Below are 17,372 nucleotides of genomic sequence, written 5' to 3'. Positions count from 1 at the left end.
TCACCGGTGCTTGGTCTCATAAGCCTCTGCGAGAATCGCTTCTTCGCGAGTCCCCCTTTTAAGCTTCTCTACCACTTTTTCGGGTTCCTGACCGGCTTGGTGGGCAGTGACGATTGCCGCTGTGATCCGATCATCCGTCCAGCCCGTCTGATTTTGAAGCTTCTGAAGTTGATCGTTAGTGACCTGCACGCGCGGCAGCTTGTCGTCGCCGAACAGAATGCCTGCCTCCGACGTGATTTCATGCCATGGCGTTCCAGCTTTTCTGCTCTCGAAAATCTCCTCTACGGCTTTGCCGGTAACAAAAGAAATTCGGTCTGCAATCATGATGTCATCTGCGTTAAGCAACGGCGCGTTCATGAGCTGCTCAAGGAGGCCCGAATCGAAGGATCGCGGGGAAAATGGCGGGTGATCACGATGATAAGCAACAAATAGATTAGCCCATGCATCTCCATCCTGTTTCTTGTCAAGCAGCTCTTGCAGTTGCTCAATCGTCCCAAAGTTAAGAGACAGGAATTCATAACCGACCAGAATTTCCGTAAGCGAGTACCCTTCTTCCAACAAATCTTCTATTTTCGCCTGCAGCTTATGGGAAATACGAAGCTCGACAATCGTCTGCTTATAGTCGGCCAAATGCCGCTCATAACCAGCCGGATCGAATGCTTTTATCCGTTCAAGCGTCTCACGGGGAATAACCACCTTCTCGGTGGATTCATAAATTTGCTGCGATGTCGGAGATTGCGTTTCTTCTCCGATGGCGGCGAATGCAACAATACCTGCCGGAAGAGTGACAACCAGAAGCAGCAGGATTAACACCAATTTCGATTTTTTATTCATAGAAGCAGCTCCTCAATCGGAAATCGTTACGTTAGGATTAATACGGTCGAGCTCGTCTTGCAGGACATCCGCCGGATTGCGAGGCTTGACCTCTTCAACGCGGGGCATTGGAACTTCGGGAAGAGGATGGACCGTACCGTTCATCCCCTCTTTATCCGCAATCGGCTGGATTGACCCGCTCTGCTCCGATTCATGTTCTTCGTCATTTTTTTGCCGAATACGTTCAAGCACCCGGTTCTCGATTTCCGCTAATGAAATACCAACCTGACCGATACGCTCTGCGCTCATGCGAGCTTTATTCTGTTCATACTGTTCCTTGTCTCGAGAATATTCTCCTAAATCCAGCCCGAGCTGCAGAGCGGCCAGGTATTCATCCAGTACAGCTTCGTAACTTCCGAAGTCCGCTTTCAGCGACAGCATGAAAGAAACCGCCGCTTCCAGTTCGAATTTTTCTGCAACGGAACGAATTTCCTTCAGAAATATTTCATCGTCTTTCGATTCGGTCGTTATGGCTTGGGGGTTGGAAGGAGCTTGTACGACGGAGCCTTCCGCCAGTTCCTTGATCTGCGTCGCCACTCTCTCGGCAAGGAGAAACGCATTCCAGATTTCTTGCTCTGTATACCCCTCGGACGCAAGCCGATTCAGACCTTCCTCGCTAATTCCCGCTTCCAGCAACTGTTGAACTCGAACGTCTTTATCCTCACGATTGTCGGCATAGTCCGCGCTCTTCAGCTGCTCCAAAATATCATTCCATTCCTGCCCCTTTGCCCTCATTTCCAAAATATACTCGGAGGTCGCGCCTGTAAGGTTCGATAAATCTGCAGCTATGATTCGGTCGTTCTCACCCGCATCTTGTGCGGAGACTTCACGCTCTTGTTGTGAATTGTAGCCCCCCAGCGAGAAGATAAGCGCTTGCGAGATCAGGACGATTACCACCGTTGTAACCATCCATATTTTGTATCGCTTCTTCAGTTTGCTGTTCATCTATTCCACCCGCATCCTTCTATTCGACTTTATAGGTGATTAAAGAAGCCTCATTGGTTTTGGCCGTAAAACGAATGATATTAACCGTTGTTTTAAGGGCATTCGAAATTCGGAAAACAATCCTTCCCTCGCCAATATCGCTTACAATCATATTCGTCCCGTTGATCGGCCCGACCGCCACTTCAATCTCCGGCGTCGCTGCGCTTAAATCCTGAATTTCCAGTTCATCCGGATTATACGTCACCGTCACAGTTCGCTCCGTCAATCCCGGTTGAACGGGAATCACGACAACAAAGTTAAAGGTTGTGCCTTGCCCTGCATCCACCGTTAACTCGGGAATCGTACGAGGCTTGATTGCGTTCGACCACGGACTTATTCCCCCCGTATTCGAAGCCCTAACCCTGTATACATGCATCGTATTCGGAACAAGATCCCGATGGGTGTAGCTCGTTCCGGTTATTCCGCGAACGATCCGCCCATCCACTTCCAGATCGTAGCTTAAGGCGCCAGGCGACGCATCCCAATGAAGCTGAATATGATGCGTATTCGTATCCGCTCCAAAGCGGGTTGGCGTAATCGGCGGCGTCGCCTTGGTAGACAGCTCGCTCCAATCGCTCCAATCGCCGGCATCATCGCCGCTCTTGGCGCGTACCCGGTAGGTGTGCAATGTATTAGGCAGTAAATTGCGATGAATATAGGACGTAGCTGCGCCAACATCCACAATGGCGGAGTCCGCCTCAATTTCGTACCCCGTTGCCCCCGCAACGGCTTCCCATTCTACAGTGATTTCAGAAAATGTCGCATGAAGCCCGGTAATGACCGGAGTGCCCACCTGCGTGGCCTTAGTCAACGCAGCGCTCCAGGGCCCCGTCAAAGAACCGCTCTTGGCCCGAATACGGTATGCATGCCAAGAGTAAGGAAGCAAGCCGTCATGTATAAATTCAGTCACGTTCCCAACCTCAATAATCTCCCCGTCCACCATAAGGTCGTAGGCTGTCGCGCCTGGAACCGCCAGCCAGGAAAGGACAATCGACGTCTTTGACAAGGCTCTGGCATTTAATGCCGGTATGTCCAGCCCGGTTGTTGCGATCAATAAGTCGCTCCATAATCCCGCTCCTGCTTGGCTGATCGCTCTGACTCGGTAAGCATGCTCTGTGAATGGCATTAGATCGGAATGCGTATACGTCGTATTTAAGCCATTTGTAATCACTTGTCCATCCGCTTCAACTTCATAGCCTATCGCGCCAATTACGGGTTCCCATGACAACGTAATCCCGGTGCTGGTCGATACCGCCCGCAGGTTAACCGGTACTCCTGACAATGTCGTTCGGGTAATCGGTTCGCTCCAGTTCCCTGTTGCGGACTCGCTTCTGGCGCGGATTCTGAAAATGTGTTCCGTATTGGATTCTAATCCCGAATGATCATATTGGGTGCTTGTCCCGACATCGACCACGACTCCATTTATCTCAAGCTCATAGAAGACAGCCCCCGTCGATTCATCCCATTCGAGTGAAATGCGGTCGCCAGAAACCGCTGTAGACCGCAGGTTCCGCGGCACGGATGGCAATGTAATGACCTGGACGGCTTCGCTCCACCCGCTCGAACCCTCACTATTCCTGGATCTGACACGGTACGTATGAATCGTGTTCGGCTGTAAATTTTCATGTAAGTAGTGTGTATCTGCAATACCCTCAAGGATCGTCCCATCTATTTCAAGATCATAGCTGGTTGCTCCCGAAACCGCGTCCCAACTAACGGATACAGATGTATCCGTTGCTACGGTGTACAATGAACTTGTAGCCCCGGGCACAGTAGATTTAGCCACTATAATACTCCATTGACCGAATCCGCTGGAATTGCGCGCCCGAATTCGGAATGTCCTTTGAAGGTTCGGGTTAAGATCAATCTCGGTATAGGTTGTACTATTTCCGTTATCGATTACGGTGTTGTAGGTTTCGATGTCATACCCGTCTGCGCCCGTCACTTCATCCCATGTCAGCGTTACGGAATTGCTCGTTGATTCAAGACGGATATTGGCAGGAATACCGGGCAGCGTCCAAACTTCTTGTATCGGCGACCAACCGCCTTTAATCCCGTTATTTACGGCTCTTACCCTATACCTGTGCAAAGTTCCTGTCTCTAACGGAGTATGGGCGAAAGAAGATTGATTGCCTAATGGATAGAGGGTTCCATCCGCCTCCATCTCATACCCATTTGCATTAAATGACGTCGTCCACTCTAGGTTTATGGCATTCTCTGTTGCGACTGTCGTAAGAACGGGCACTTCGAACGGCGATAATTGGCTTTGCGGCACAACTTCCTTTGCCCCGGACTCGCTTGCCCAATTTAATAAAATTCGAGGCTGCTGACCTCCGCGATTGGCATATTCGATTTGAATCCCGTACTCTTCTCCGGCCTCAAGCGGCAATGACCCGGAGAATGTGCCGTTTCCCGTTTCCTCCCACTTATCGATGAGAAGCACTCCGTTTACCCACAACTTCACACCGCCTCTCACGTCCATTTCGAACTCATAGGTCTCGGAGTAATAGGGGGTTACAGTCCCTGTCCATCTGACGGACATGTTCCCGTCGTTAAGCCCCGGCTTGGATACCGGCAATATATTGTTCAGATTTACATTCTCATCAACGACAGCGGATAAGTCGCCTGTCAGATCGGGCTCAGAATAATACTCCGCATTTAATCCGTAAATTCGATAATTTAATTTCGTCCGGGCATCTTCGCCTATTCCGGTAGAGACAAGAGGCTTCTGGTTTGCAGTGAGGCTGCCGCCTATGGCAACGACTCCCCCAGTCTGCAGGCTCAGATGGTTATTAACCTGAATATCGTCGCGAATGAATAAATCTCCCGAGTTGACCCGGATGTTCGCCGTTTGGTTATTGGATACCAGGTTGCCGACAACCATTTCCTGGGTGACATTCATATCCACCTTGGTATTAATGTGCAATTGATTGGAAACCAGAACGCGATCGGCCCGTACGTTCAATTGACCATTGTTGTAGATCAGGCTGCCTGCCATGAAATCGCCTGACACCTCTACGGCCGAATCATTATTCAAATGGAGCGTCCCGCCGATCCACAGATCGCCTCGAATTGACGATCCTGACGACTGCGGCGCAAGGATGTTCATAGTCAGGTTTGTATTCGCGTTTAAGTTGCCCTTAATGGCCAATACTCCATAAACGGTAAGCGTTAAATCCCGGTTTGTATTGATCCCTTCCGCAATCAAAAATACGGGTTTGTCCGGTGATCCGAACGTAGCCGAGTTGTCCAGATTCAGATGTCCCGTCTTCATCACGATTTGTTCGTCAGGACTCCCGGCAATAGCCGATTCCAGATCGCCTGCGCTGCATCCTGTGCAGGTTGAAGCTTGCATTTCCATCGTCGAGATGAGTTGCTCCATAGAACTTAATTGAGCATTCAGGTAGGTATTGATCGCCTGTCCCAACCCCTGGACCTTAATAGCAGGAATGGCATTATGTTCGTTACTCTGTCGGCCCGATAATAGGATCGTGTCTCCGGGTTGTTTATTTTGCACCGCTGGCAACCCGATATTGGGCAGAGACATTTGACGGATAACCGGAACGACTTTTGCAATCGTTATGGAGCGAATGGAGGTAGAAGCACTGACTGGATCAGCTGCCACGCTTAGTCTGCCGTCCGACACTTGGACTCGATTTTTTGCCGTCTCGTAATTTCCAGCCGGAAGAGCCAATTGATCCCAGAACACCACATCTTCTACACGGAGCGTGTTCATGCTCCCGTAGACGGAATTGCCGACACTGACTTCAACCTCGTAGCTTCCGGAAGGCAGTTCAATCTCCCATTGTCCTCCGGGTTGAACAATAATCGATGAATCCAACGTAGAGGGCCCGTAGACAGCTTCGTTTACCGAGAAGGAAGTATGATCAAAGTTCCACCCGTACGTATGCCCGTTTCTCTCTCCATAAATTTCTCCGTAATCCGGTATAGGCGTATCTCCGGCGGCGGTTGAACCTCCCCCAAATTGAATATGGATATCGGGCAACATCGAAGAGGCTTGGACCGGATGCCCTCCCCATGTGAGAACGAAGATTTGTGTAAGCAAGGCAAAGCATAAAATTTTGGCGACTATGGAAACAAACGAACCCTTCATCTCACATTCTCCCTCAGATAGATAGATTTGGAATTAAAAGAACGCAAAAAAAGCCTGAGAGCGGGCAACCCGGCGGCCATAGCAATCGATTTCATTCGATACCTTAGGTCCGTGGCTTTGCGTCCCTGTCTTTCGATCAGGTTTGCCTTTTTCAGTTCGCATGGCTATAAATCTTTGTAACTTTGTGATTAAATAGGAATAATTGCCCTTATATTCAGACAGTTTACACCATTTTCCTATTATGTTCTACTCATTTTTTTCAATTATTCATACTTTCGACATACGAGACAGTAAAACAACAGAACTACAGTTCTTAGAATAATGGTCTGGTTGTTCTAGTATATCACTCCTTATTTTTCCGTTGTTCCTGCATGTTCGCAACTCAAAAAGGCGACACAGGAGGGATGATCCCCTCGTCGCTAGCGAATTGGAATAATCGCGATAAAACGTATACGAAAAAAACCTGCGGCCGAAGTTGGCAGCAGGCTTTTTTATGAGACGCGGGATGGGAAGTCTAACCTTAATAAATGGAAATATCGGTTCCATAGAGATGAAGACAAAGACGTTTAGCAACAGACTGGGAAGAATAATTGTCCCATGATGTACTGTATAAAGGGAGCCTCCGGGACCGGCGTATCGCTTGAGCCCATGCGGACGTTACGCGCGTCGCGTATCCCTTGCCCCGATAATCCGCCAATGTCTCGACTCCGGCCTCTGCCGCTTTATCGCTGCTTCTTGCGCTGAAACAGACGGATACGGCCATGCCGTTTTCCGTCACCATAAAACAAGGCTCCCGAAGCTTCAGTTCCTTTAATAGAGATGGAAACCCCGCTTCTAAGCTGGATTTGTTGTCATCGGTGACCAACGCGGCGTCTGTGCAATCCTTTACGACTTTCGGGAATACAAAGGCCGGACCCGTCCATAAGCTTTTAATTCCTCTGTCCTTCTCCAATGCCCGAATGACAGGAGCAAGCTGCTCGGTTGGCTCATTCCGGCTCATCAGTTGTTGAACGTCATGAATTAAGCGTTCCGGCGTATCGCTCCGGAATCTGACAATGCTGCCGGACCCGGTGTGCCCCCAGAAAAAACGAGGTGCAGGCTGGTTTGCAGGCTCATTAATCGTTGTGATGCGTCCATCGCGATCGTGAACATAGAGCACTTCGGCTTGGATGCTCATCAGCTCCAACGGATTGTACAAAGGTTTGCCTCCTCTTTGGTTTATCCTTCACCCTTTCCCTGTGCGATTTTAATGATCATCAAATATCACTCGCTCTCGGCCGTAATCTGTAACGAGAATATCATTTTCGATACACTCCGTCCATCAGCCCTTTAATGTAGCCGACGGCGAACAGGCGGCCCAGCGTCTCGTAGCCGGGATTGCCGTTCTCCTCGCCCGCCATCGTCGGGACGTGGTCGGGACGAAGAGGGCCGTCGAAGCCGACCTCGGCATAGGTTCGAATGCATTCGTACATGTCGGTCATCCCGTCGTCGTGGAACGTCTCCTCGAAGCGTTCGGGCGTGCCTCTCGTATCCCGGAAGTGGACGAAGAACAGCTTGTCCTGCTTCGCGAATCTGCGAATCGTAGCCGGGATGTCCTCGCCCGCGGCCGACAGCACGCCTTGGCACAGACAGATGCCGCTGTACTCGCTCGGCACCAGATCGACGGCCCGCTGCAGCGCGTCGGCGCTCGTCACAATGCGCGACATCCCGCGGATGGGCGAGATCGGCGGATCGTCCGGGTGCAGGGCGAGCTTGACCTTGGCTTTCTCAGCCACCGGCACGATCGCCTCCAGATAGTATTTTAGGTTCGACCACAATTCGTCTTCGCTGACCGGCGCGTTTTCCGAATACGGCGCGTCGGCGACAAGAGAATGGTCGTAGCTGGAGACGAGCGCTCCCCCGCGCGTCCGGGTCGCGGTCGACGTTCGCAGCCAGTTGAAGTCGGCCATGAAATCGTAGCACCAGACCGGAATGCCCAGCTTGCCCATGTTGACGATCAGCTCCTGCACGGTCGCGATCTCCTCGTCGCGTCCCGGCTTGCCGAGCTTGATGAGGTTCGCGGGAGGACGGGATTCGATCACCTCGATCCGGAGGCCGGCATTCTCGTAGCGGGTTTTCATCTGCATTAGATTCAGATAGTCCCAAGGCTTCAGGCCGTTCTGCTCCGGCGGCAGCGCGGCCACCCCGTAATTCACGCCCATTTGCTTGCACAGCGTCCACAGCGCCGATTCGTGCGTGCCGAGCCTTTCCGCTAGCTTAAGCATTCGGTTCCCCTCGTTCGCTTAATATTGTCGGGCCGGATCGACGCGATTAAGCGCCGGCGGCCGATCTTGCACGTAATCCGCCAGGTTGGCGAGGAAAATATCCGCCGCCCGTTCCTGATACCGGTCCGTCACCCCGCCGTTATGGGGCGTCACAATGACGTTATCCATCGTCCACAGGGGATGGTCGGCCGGCAGCGGCTCCTGCTCGAAGACATCCAGACCCGCTCCGGCGACCTCGCCCGTCCGCAGCGCCGCCATCAGCGCCTCCGTATCCGTCGTCCCGCCCCGGCTGACGTTGATGAAATACGCCGTTCGCTTCATCGCGGCAAACTGCTCCCGCCCGAATAGATGGCGCGTCTCGGCGGTCAGCGGCATAATGGCCACGACATAGTCGCTTTCCCGCAGCAGCTCGTTCAGGCCGCGCATATCGCTCATCCAGTCAACGTGCGAAGCCGGCTCGCCCGAGCGGCGAAGGCCCATCACCCGCATGTCGAACGCCTTGGCCAGCTTGGCGATTTCCGCGCCGATCACGCCGACGCCGACGATGCCGAGCGTCTTGCCGTGAATCTCGCTCAGGCTCCCGGCCGACAGCCAGGCGCTTCTCGTCTGGTTGCGAACGGCCGTATGCAGCCCGCGGCTGAAGGCGAGCATCATGGCGAACGCCGTCTCCGACACCGGGTTCGGGTGAACGCCGCTGGCCGTCGTCACCGTTACCCCGGCGCGGTCGAGCCGGTCCAGCGGCAGCCTGTCCACGCCCGCGCCCCACACCTGCAGCCAACGAAGCCGGGCGTCTTCGCCCAGACATCGCTCCGCAACCTCCGGATGCCAGCCGCAGACGATCTCCGCATCGCCGAGACGGGCCAGCCCGTTCGCCCCCGCCTCTCCCCCGACGACTTCCCACCCGGGCGCGGCGGCGCGGATGCGTTCCATCGTCTCGGCGGCCAGCTCCTGCAAAATCACGATCGTACCTCTGCTCATTGCGAAGTCGCTCCCTTCCGTCTTTTGCATCCGTCGACGAAGGCGGAGAAGATGACGAAGGCCGACGCCGCTCCCGGATCGATATGTCCTTTGGAGCGTTCGCCCAGCCGGCCCGAACGGCCGATTCGCGAGACCAGATCGCGGGTCGATTCCATCCCGCGCCGGCCGGCCTCCGCCGCCTTGTCCAGCGCCGTCTCCCACGCTTCTCCCGCCTCCAGCGACGCGCCGAGAGATTCGGCGATCGGAATCCAAGTATCCAGCATCGTCTTGTCCCCGATCTGCGCCTTCCCCATCTGCTGAATGCCGCCGACCGCGGCGATCCAGAACCGCTGCGCGTCTTCGGCGCTCGCCGCCTCCTTGCCGGCCAGCACGGCGCTCCCCCGCAAAAAGGCGGTGCCGTACAGCGGCCCGACGGATGCGCCGACCGCGTTCAGAAACGTGCGGGAGACGGACCGCAGCAGCGCGCCCAAATCCTTTTCCTTCTCCATCCGCAGCAGATCGTCCCGAATCGCCTGCCAGCCGATGGCCATGGAGATGCCGTGATCGCCGTCGCCGATGACGCGGTCCAGATCGCACAGTTCATCCTTTTTCTCTTCGATTCGTTCCCCGATTTCCAGCCAGATCCGCTTCCATTCCTCCGCGGTCAAGTTCATGCCCTCTCCCCTTCCTCCGTTAGGCTTGCGTAAAAGCGGAACAATCCGCCGGATGATCGATCAGCTTCTCCAGCTCCTCGTCCAGCTTCATGACCGTAATCGAGCACCCGCCCATCTCCATCGAAGTCACATACTCCCCGACGTACGAACGATGAATGCTTACCCCACGTTCCGTCAATATAGCCGCCGCTTTGCGGAAGACGATAAACAGCTCCATCATCGTCGTTGAGCCGAGTCCGTTTACCAGCACGGCTACCCGGTCGCCCCTGCTCAGCTCCAGCTCGCCCAGAATAGCGCCCAGCAGCCGCTCGGCCACCTCGTCGGCCGTCGCCAGCTTGCCGCGCTCCATCCCCGGCTCGCCGTGAATGCCGAGGCCGATCTCCATCTCGTCGTCGGCCAGCTCGAACGCGGGCTTGCCCGTCTGCGGCAGCGTGCACGGGCTGAGCGCGACGCCCATCGTGCGCGTTCTGTCGTTCGCCTTGGCGCATACCGCGGCCAAATCCTCCAGATTGTAGCCCAGCTCGGAAGCGGCGCCCGCCATCTTGAACAGCAGCACGAAGCCGGCGATTCCCCGCCGCTTCTCCGCCTGAGCGCTCGGCGCGGAAGCCACGTCGTCCGTAATGCGGACGGTAGCCGTGCGGATGCCCGACATCGCCGCCAGCTCCGCGCTCATGTCGAAGTTCATGCCGTCTCCCGCGTAGTTGCCGTAAATGTAGAGTACGCCCGCGCCCTGATGCACGGCTTCCGTGACGGCCACGATCGGACCGGGCGACGGGGAGGCGAAGATGTTGCCTACGGCGACGCCGTCCGCGAAGCCCTGCCCGACGTAGCCCATGAAGCCCGGCTCATGGCCCGCGCCTCCGCCGATGACGACGCCGACCTTGCCCGGCGGCAGCTCCCGGCGCACGAGCGCCCGCGGGCTCGAAGCCAGCTGCCGAATATATTGCGGGTACGCGCTTGCGTAACCCTCGACCATCTCATCCACGACGCGCGCGGGATCGTTCAGCAATTTTTTCATGGAATCTCGTGCCCCCTGCTCGTCTGATACAGTCCATACCAATCTTCCCTCGTCATCGCCTCCGCCTGTCGGACGGCGTCCGCGCAGGCCGCGATCCGGGCGGGGTTCAGCGTTCCGATGACCGGCTGGATATTCGCCGGATGCTTCATCAGCCACCCGAGCACGATCGCCTCCGGCGTCGTATCTCTCTCCTGTGCCATCCTCGCCACCCTCTCCGAAGTCCGGCGCTCCGCCTCCGTCCCGCCGGCTTCCGCCGCGCGTCCGGTATAGCGGCCTTGGGCAAGGGAGCCCCAGGCCTGCAGCTGGATGTTTTCCATCCGGCAGTGCTCCAGCGTCCCTTCCGGAAACCGCACCGTATGCTCGATGCGCCGATTCATCAGCACGCCGCTGTCCAGCCAGTCGAGCTTGCCGAGGCTGAGATCGAGCTGATTGACGACAAGCGGCATGTCCAGCGCATGCTGGATGTAGCGAATCTGATCGGCTCCCAGATTGGAGACGCCGAAGTGGCCGACCTTGCCCGCCGCCTTCAGCCGGTCGAACGCCTCGGCGATCTCGTCCGGCTCCATCAGCGGGTCCGGCCGGTGCAGCAGCAGAATATCCAGACGATCCGTGCCGAGCCGGGCCAGGCTCCGATCAACGGCTCTCAGGATGTGATCGCGCGAGAAATCGTACATCTTGGGCGAGCCCTGCTCCACCCGATATCCGCACTTGGACTGGAGCACGATCCGGTCCCGCAGCTGCGGCCTTCTCCGCAGCACCTCGCCGAACACGGCCTCCGCCTGCCCGCGCGCGTACACGTCGGCATGGTCAAACATCGTAATCCCCGCTTCCAGAGCCGCGTCGATCGCCCGCTCCGCAATCCGGATCTCCTCTTCCGTAACCGGATTCGCCTTTAAGCCGCCGCACAGCTTCATGCAGCCCAGCACGAGCCGGCTGTCGGTTATGCCGCGCTTGTGCAGCGGCATCCTGCCTTTTGACATTTCGCATCCCTCCACGGTTTCATTCGGTTTCCGCTTGCCCGGCCCGCTCCCTTGGACCGGCTAAGCCCTCGGACCGCCTTCGCCCGCCGAGCCGCCGCTTTCCCGCTCCCGCGCTTCCGCCAATTCCTGGTCCCATTCGAGCGACTGGTAGTCGGCCGCCTTGTCCGACGTACGGAACCATTGCAGGAAATCCTGCCACAGCGCCGTCGACCAATCGCCGTCGATATCGGCCGTCGTATAGACGCCCTGCTCCAGCCGTTCGAAGCCGAATATATCGCGAACCTGCGATTTCTCCGCAAGCACGACGACCAGCTCGGCCAAGTGCGGCGGAATGAAGAGCACGCCGACCGGCGTCGCCATCACCACGTCTCCGGGCAGACAGATCGCGCTGCCGATACGGCAGGGAACGTTCATGCCCGTCATCGTCACCTGACGGATCGGCGTCGGATCGATGCCGCGATGGTACACGTTCACGTTCGTAATCTTCTCCACCTGCTGCACGTCCCGCATGCCGCCCCAGACGACGGCCCCGCCGCGCTTCGTCCGGGTCGAGATCGCCGTCATCAGGTTGCCGCCGACAAGCGTGCCTTTGTACACCTTATCGAACAAATCGGCCACGACGACGTCATCCTCGACGAGGCTGTCGATGACCCATTGATTAAAGAAGCCCTTTCTTCCCTCGTCCTCGTTGCCGTATCGCAGCAGCGCGTCGTTCAGATCGGGACGCTCGGGGACGAACACCGCCGTAACCGCCCTTCCGACGATCGTCATATCGGAATGCACCGTTTGAAAGTCGCCCTGGAACTGAAAATCGTACCCGCGCCGCCACAGCGGACTCCAGGCTTCCTCCAGCGTAATCCGCCGCATTCTGCGCAAAATATCGTCCGCTACTTTGGGGCGTCCATTCGGGAACCGTTCCCCTTCCCATAACGGAGTGATCTGGATGATGTCTTCCGGATTATCGTATTTCATTTGTATCCTCCCTCTCTTCCTCCCGTTATCGCCCGCGTCAGCTCCACAGGCGGTCGTTGGACCACGAGACGTTCCACTGCTCCGTCGGCTCCCACAGCCCCGGAATCTCCGGATGAAGATGCTGCGCGATCACTTCGTCGTTCAAATCCTCGATGCCCAGGCCCGGCGCTTCCGGCACCTGGATATATCCGTTCTGCACGAGCGGCTTGGGCAGCTTGCCGATGATGAGATCGTCCCACCACGGGACGTCGCTCGAATGGAACTCCAGCGCCAGGAAATGCTCCGTCGCGGCCGCCGCATGCACACCGGCAAGGCAGGCAATCGGGCTCTCCGCCATATGAATCGCCATGGCGACGCCGTAGGACTGGGCCAGGTCCCCGATCTTCTTCGTCTCGAGAATCCCTCCGGCGGTCAGCACGTCGGGATGCACGACCGAGATGCCGCCCGAAGCCATCAACGGCTCGAAATTTTCCTTCAAATAAATATCCTCGCCGGTGCAGATCGGCGTCGTGACGGATCGGGCGAGCCTTGCGTACTGCTCCGTGTACTGCCACGGAATCATATCCTCCATCCAGGCCAGGTTAAACTTCTCGATGCGCCGTCCGAGCTTGATGCAGTCCTCCACTCCGATATGGCCGAAATGGTCGATGGCCAGCGGAATCTCGCAGCCGATCTCCTCCCGCACCTCGGCGACGTACTGCTCCAGCCGGTCCAGTCCCTTCTCCGTCACGTGAATGCCGGTGAACGGATGACCGATGTTGGTCAGCTCGTAGTGCCTGCGCTTCTCTTCCGGCGTGAGCGGCCGCGCGAACCGATTGCGCCATTTGTCCGCCAGCGTGCGCATCTCCTCGACGAATCCGAGCGGTCCGCTCAACGTGCCCGGCTCGTCCGCGAGCTGGTTGATGCCGAGGTCCATTTTCAGAAACGTATAGCCCTTCTCCATCCGCTGCTTGAGCGCCTTGCCCATCGCGCGTCCGGTATCCTTGCCGTCCACGTCGGTGTCGCAGTAGATGCGAATGCGATCGCGGTACTTGCCTCCCAGCATCTGATAGACCGGGACGCCGTACGCTTTGCCGGCCAGGTCCCACAGCGCGACCTCCAATCCGCTGACGCCGCCTCCCTGGCGGCCGTGCCCGCCGAACTGCTTGATGCGCCGGAACAGCTTGTCGACGTTGCACGGATTTTCTCCGAGCAGCCGGCTCTTGAGCATCAGGGCATACAGCTTCTCGGCGTTGTCCCGCACTTCTCCGAAGCCGACGAGCCCCTGGTTCGTATACACCTTGATCAGACTGCAATGCGTCGGAATGCCCTGGATGTCCGCGAACCGAATATCCGTAATCCGCAGCTCCGTCGGGCTCGAATAGGTATTGACATGCGCAAGCGCGCTGTTGTGAACGTCGTTCATGTTCTCTCTCTCCCTTGTTGCTTATCCCTTGACTGCGCCGCTGGTCAGCCCTTTAATAAACTGCTTCTGCATCAGAACGAACAGTACGATCATCGGAATCATCAGCATCACCATGGCGGCGAAGAACATCGGCCAGTCTACGGAAAATTCGCCCTTCAGCCGCTGCAGCCCGAGCGTAATCGGAAACAGCCTCTTGTCCTGGAGCAAAATCAAGGGCAGAAAAAAGCTGTTCCACACGTACAGCCCCGTCAGAATGACCACCGTGGCGATGATCGGACGGGAGATCGGCAGAATGATGCGCCAGAACGTCCCGACGTCGGAGCAGCCGTCCAGTTGGGCCGCGTCCTTCAGCTCTACGGGAATCGTCTTGAAAAATCCGAAGAAAATAAACACCGCCATCGGCAGGTTAAACGCGATGAACACCAGAATCAGCCCGAGATGCGTGTTGATGATGCCGAGCTGCTTCAGCAATATAAACAGCGTAATGATCTTCGCCTGAATCGGAATCATAATGCCCAGCAGGAAGTAGCTGAACAGCGCCTTGCTGCCCTTGAAGCCCCAGCTCAGCCCGTAGGCCGTCATCGAACCGAACAGAACGATGAACGCGATGCTGAGCACCGTGATAATCGCGCTGTTGCCGAAGTACGTCGAGAAATTGGCGCTGTGCCAGGCGGCCCCGTAGCTGTCGAACGTCCAGGTCTTCGGCCAGCCGAACGGATCGGACATGAACTCCGGACTCGTCTTCAGCGAGGAAACGAAGATCAGGGCGATCGGGTACAGGATCAGCAGGCTGGTCGCCGACAATAAAAGGTAAGTGGACGTCTGCTCGATTCTACGAACGATACCCATCTCAATACTCCACCTCCCGCTTCTTCAAATATCTCAGCTGTCCAAGCGAGATGACGGCAATGATGAGGAACAGAATCAGGGACATCGCAATCCCGTAGCCGAAGCGATTCATTTCGAACGCAATCTTGTAGATCGCCGTGCCGATCACCTGCGAGGAGTCGAACGGGCCGCCGCCCGTCAAAATGTAGACGAGATCGAACTCCTTCAGCGCGTTCACCGTCGACAAAATCAGGTTGATCGTCAGCGCCGGCGCGATCAGCGGGAACGTGACGTGCAGGAACTGCTTCCAGCGCCCCGCGCCGTCCATGCCGGCCGATTCGTACAGATCGCCCGGAATCGTCTGCAGGCCGGCCAGGTAAATCACCATGGCGTAGCCCATGTTCTGCCAGATGGAGACGAAGACGACCGAGTACAGCGCGGTCGAGCGGCTCCCCAGCAAGTCGAGTTTGGCGATGCCGTCCAGCCCGATCGCCTGGAACAGCGTCTGCCACGAGCCGAACACGGGATTCAGGATCGTCACCCACGTGTATGCCACGATAATCGAGCTCAGAATGGCCGGCATAAAAAACACGCTGCGGAAAAATCCGGTCAGCCTCAGCTTCTTGTCCAGCAGAATCGCGAAGCCCAGCGCCAGTGCGTTTTTGATGACGACGACCAGGAACGCGAAGGTGAAGGAGTTTTTCACCGATTTATAGAACAAGGGATCTTGGAAAATCTCCCGGAAATTGCTCAGCCCGATCAGCTTGTAGCTGGGGGAGATGCCGTCCCAATTGGTCAGGGAATAGTACAATCCGCTTAAGCTCGGATACATCACGAACAACGTATAGATGAGGGCGGAAGGCAGGATAAACACCAGCAAACTGAACGTCCTTCTTCGTTTCATAACGACTGCTCACCTTCATTCTGACGGAAGCCTCGGGAAAAGAACGCTCTCCCCCCGAAGCTCCCTGGATGACTGGCCCGCCTTACTGGGCCGCAAGTTCCTTATCCGTCATGGCCTGCACTTCTTTCGCCAAATCTTCGATTGACGTTTTCTCCTGGGAAATGATGCGTTGGAACGCGGTGGCAAGCACGTTCTTCGTCTGCGGCAGCACGACCGCGTGCATCAGGTCCGCTGTCGGCATCGTCAGCATCGGCATCAGCACCTGGGCGATCGGGTGGAAATCGTACTGCACGCCTTTCACCGAGCTCGGCAGGTTGATCTCCGTCGTCATGAGCTGGGCGTTCTCGGTCTGCGAGATAAACTCCATGAACACCGCGGCGGCTTCCTTGTTCTTGCTGCCGTTGTAGAGCGCCATCGTGTGGCCGCCCGAGAACGGAAGACGAAGCTCCTGGCCCGGATCGTTGCCCGGAGGCGCGAAGGCGCCGACCTCGAAGTCCGGCGTATTCGCCGCCAGAAACTCGATAACGCCTACCTGCTGAGAGATCATCGCGGCTTTGCCTTGATAGAAAATCTGGTACGCCTGATCCTTGCCGATGCCGAGCGCTCCGTCGATGAAATACCCTTTGTCCGCCAGCAGCTTGTACCTTTCCATCGCCGCGATCGATGCCGGGTCGGTCCATTTCGTCTCACCCGCCGATACCTTTTGCACCCAGGTCGGATCGTCGCTGAGCAGCGAGCCGTAAGGAATCGTGCTGAAGTGATTGTTCTCGCCGTAATCCTTGGAGCCGATGACGATCGGCACTTCTCCCGCCTGCTTCAACGCCTCGCATACGGCCAGGAACTCTTCCCAGTTCGTCGGCTCCTTCAGGCCGTGCTTGTCGAACATCGTCTTGTTGTACCAGGTGACATAGAAGTTCATCGACAGGGAAAGCGCGTACAGCTTGCCGTCCACCTTGCCCCCGTCGATCACCGCGGGATTGTAGTTGTCCAGGTACGACAGGTCGCTCAAATCCACCAATTGGCCGGTTTTGGCCAGCTGCAGGTAGTCTGGCCGCAGCGGGGTGATCAGATCGACGTTCTCGCCGCCGGCCGCCAGCCGGGTTTTGATCACCTCGGAAATTTTGCCGCCCCCGATCGTCTCCCAGTTCACCTTGATATTCGGATGCTCGGCGGCGAACTTCTCCAGCATCTTCGTCGGCTCGAGCGCCTGTGTCAGCACGTTGACGGTGCCGGATGCGTCTCCGCTCGCTCCGCCCGGCGACGCCTGCTCCGACGGGCCGGCCGAGGACGGCCCCGGGGTCGTCTGTCCCTCCGATTTTCCTTCGTTGCCGCCGCATGCCGTCAGCAGCAGCATCGCGCCAAGCACGATTGATAACAGCTTTTTGCTCATCATATCCCT

14 protein-coding genes and 1 riboswitch are annotated in these 17,372 nt (G+C 56.7%); all 14 genes read right to left on the bottom strand.

Going from position 1 to position 17,372, the window contains the following annotated elements; translation table 11 throughout:
- The 14 genes from ACFFT4_RS02900 to ACFFT4_RS02835 all read right to left on the bottom strand — a co-directional run bounded on the left by ACFFT4_RS02900 (position 1) and on the right by ACFFT4_RS02835 (position 17,363).
- On the bottom strand, positions 1-834 hold the full coding sequence (locus tag ACFFT4_RS02900; RefSeq protein WP_378044926.1) for a hypothetical protein: 834 nt from the start codon (positions 832-834) through the stop codon (positions 1-3).
- Positions 835-846: 12 nt separating this feature from the next.
- Positions 847-1,818, bottom strand: a complete 972-nt coding sequence (locus ACFFT4_RS02895; protein ID WP_378044924.1) for a hypothetical protein — start codon at positions 1,816-1,818, stop codon at positions 847-849.
- 19 nt (positions 1,819-1,837) lie between these two features.
- Positions 1,838-5,971 carry a fibronectin type III domain-containing protein gene (locus tag ACFFT4_RS02890; RefSeq protein WP_378044922.1) on the bottom strand — a complete coding sequence of 1,378 codons (4,134 nt, stop codon included), beginning with the start codon at positions 5,969-5,971 and terminating at the stop codon, positions 1,838-1,840.
- A 60-nt stretch (positions 5,972-6,031) separates the two neighbouring features.
- A riboswitch (cyclic di-GMP riboswitch) is annotated at positions 6,032-6,128 on the bottom strand.
- A gap of 363 nt (positions 6,129-6,491) precedes the next feature.
- Positions 6,492-7,169, bottom strand: a complete 678-nt coding sequence (locus tag ACFFT4_RS02885; protein ID WP_378044921.1) for a GNAT family N-acetyltransferase — start codon at positions 7,167-7,169, stop codon at positions 6,492-6,494.
- A gap of 100 nt (positions 7,170-7,269) precedes the next feature.
- Positions 7,270-8,235, bottom strand: coding sequence for a mannonate dehydratase (locus ACFFT4_RS02880; RefSeq protein ID WP_378044919.1), 966 nt, complete (start codon positions 8,233-8,235; stop codon positions 7,270-7,272).
- Between the two features lie 18 nt (positions 8,236-8,253).
- A complete protein-coding gene (locus tag ACFFT4_RS02875; RefSeq protein ID WP_378044917.1) occupies positions 8,254-9,213 on the bottom strand; it encodes a D-2-hydroxyacid dehydrogenase in 960 nt (319 codons plus the stop codon).
- Positions 9,210-9,866, bottom strand: coding sequence for a dihydroxyacetone kinase subunit DhaL (gene dhaL, locus ACFFT4_RS02870; RefSeq protein ID WP_378044915.1), 657 nt, complete (start codon positions 9,864-9,866; stop codon positions 9,210-9,212). The genes ACFFT4_RS02875 and dhaL overlap by 4 nt, the downstream gene beginning before the upstream one ends.
- Before the next feature lie 19 nt (positions 9,867-9,885).
- Positions 9,886-10,884, bottom strand: coding sequence for a dihydroxyacetone kinase subunit DhaK (locus ACFFT4_RS02865; protein ID WP_378044913.1), 999 nt, complete (start codon positions 10,882-10,884; stop codon positions 9,886-9,888).
- Positions 10,881-11,864: an aldo/keto reductase gene (locus tag ACFFT4_RS02860; protein WP_378044912.1), complete on the bottom strand. Its 984-nt coding sequence runs from the start codon at positions 11,862-11,864 to the stop codon at positions 10,881-10,883. Before ACFFT4_RS02860 ends, ACFFT4_RS02865 begins: the two co-directional genes overlap by 4 nt.
- A 60-nt stretch (positions 11,865-11,924) precedes the next feature.
- On the bottom strand, positions 11,925-12,836 hold the full coding sequence (locus ACFFT4_RS02855) for an RraA family protein (protein ID WP_378044911.1): 912 nt from the start codon (positions 12,834-12,836) through the stop codon (positions 11,925-11,927).
- A gap of 37 nt (positions 12,837-12,873) precedes the next feature.
- Positions 12,874-14,241, bottom strand: coding sequence for a mandelate racemase/muconate lactonizing enzyme family protein (locus ACFFT4_RS02850; RefSeq protein ID WP_378044909.1), 1,368 nt, complete (start codon positions 14,239-14,241; stop codon positions 12,874-12,876).
- A 21-nt stretch (positions 14,242-14,262) separates the two neighbouring features.
- On the bottom strand, positions 14,263-15,090 hold the full coding sequence (locus tag ACFFT4_RS02845) for a carbohydrate ABC transporter permease (RefSeq protein WP_378044907.1): 828 nt from the start codon (positions 15,088-15,090) through the stop codon (positions 14,263-14,265).
- Between the two features lies 1 nt (position 15,091).
- Positions 15,092-15,973 (bottom strand): carbohydrate ABC transporter permease, encoded by an 882-nt coding sequence (locus ACFFT4_RS02840; protein ID WP_378044905.1) that lies wholly within the window; start codon positions 15,971-15,973, stop codon positions 15,092-15,094.
- A gap of 82 nt (positions 15,974-16,055) precedes the next feature.
- On the bottom strand, positions 16,056-17,363 hold the full coding sequence (locus ACFFT4_RS02835; protein WP_378044904.1) for an ABC transporter substrate-binding protein: 1,308 nt from the start codon (positions 17,361-17,363) through the stop codon (positions 16,056-16,058).
- Positions 17,364-17,372: the final 9 nt, after the last annotated feature.

The organism is Cohnella cellulosilytica, assembly GCF_042431195.1.
Classification (GTDB): Bacteria; Bacillota; Bacilli; order Paenibacillales; family Paenibacillaceae; genus Cohnella; species Cohnella cellulosilytica.
This window is presented reverse-complemented; position numbering and strand designations above follow the sequence as displayed.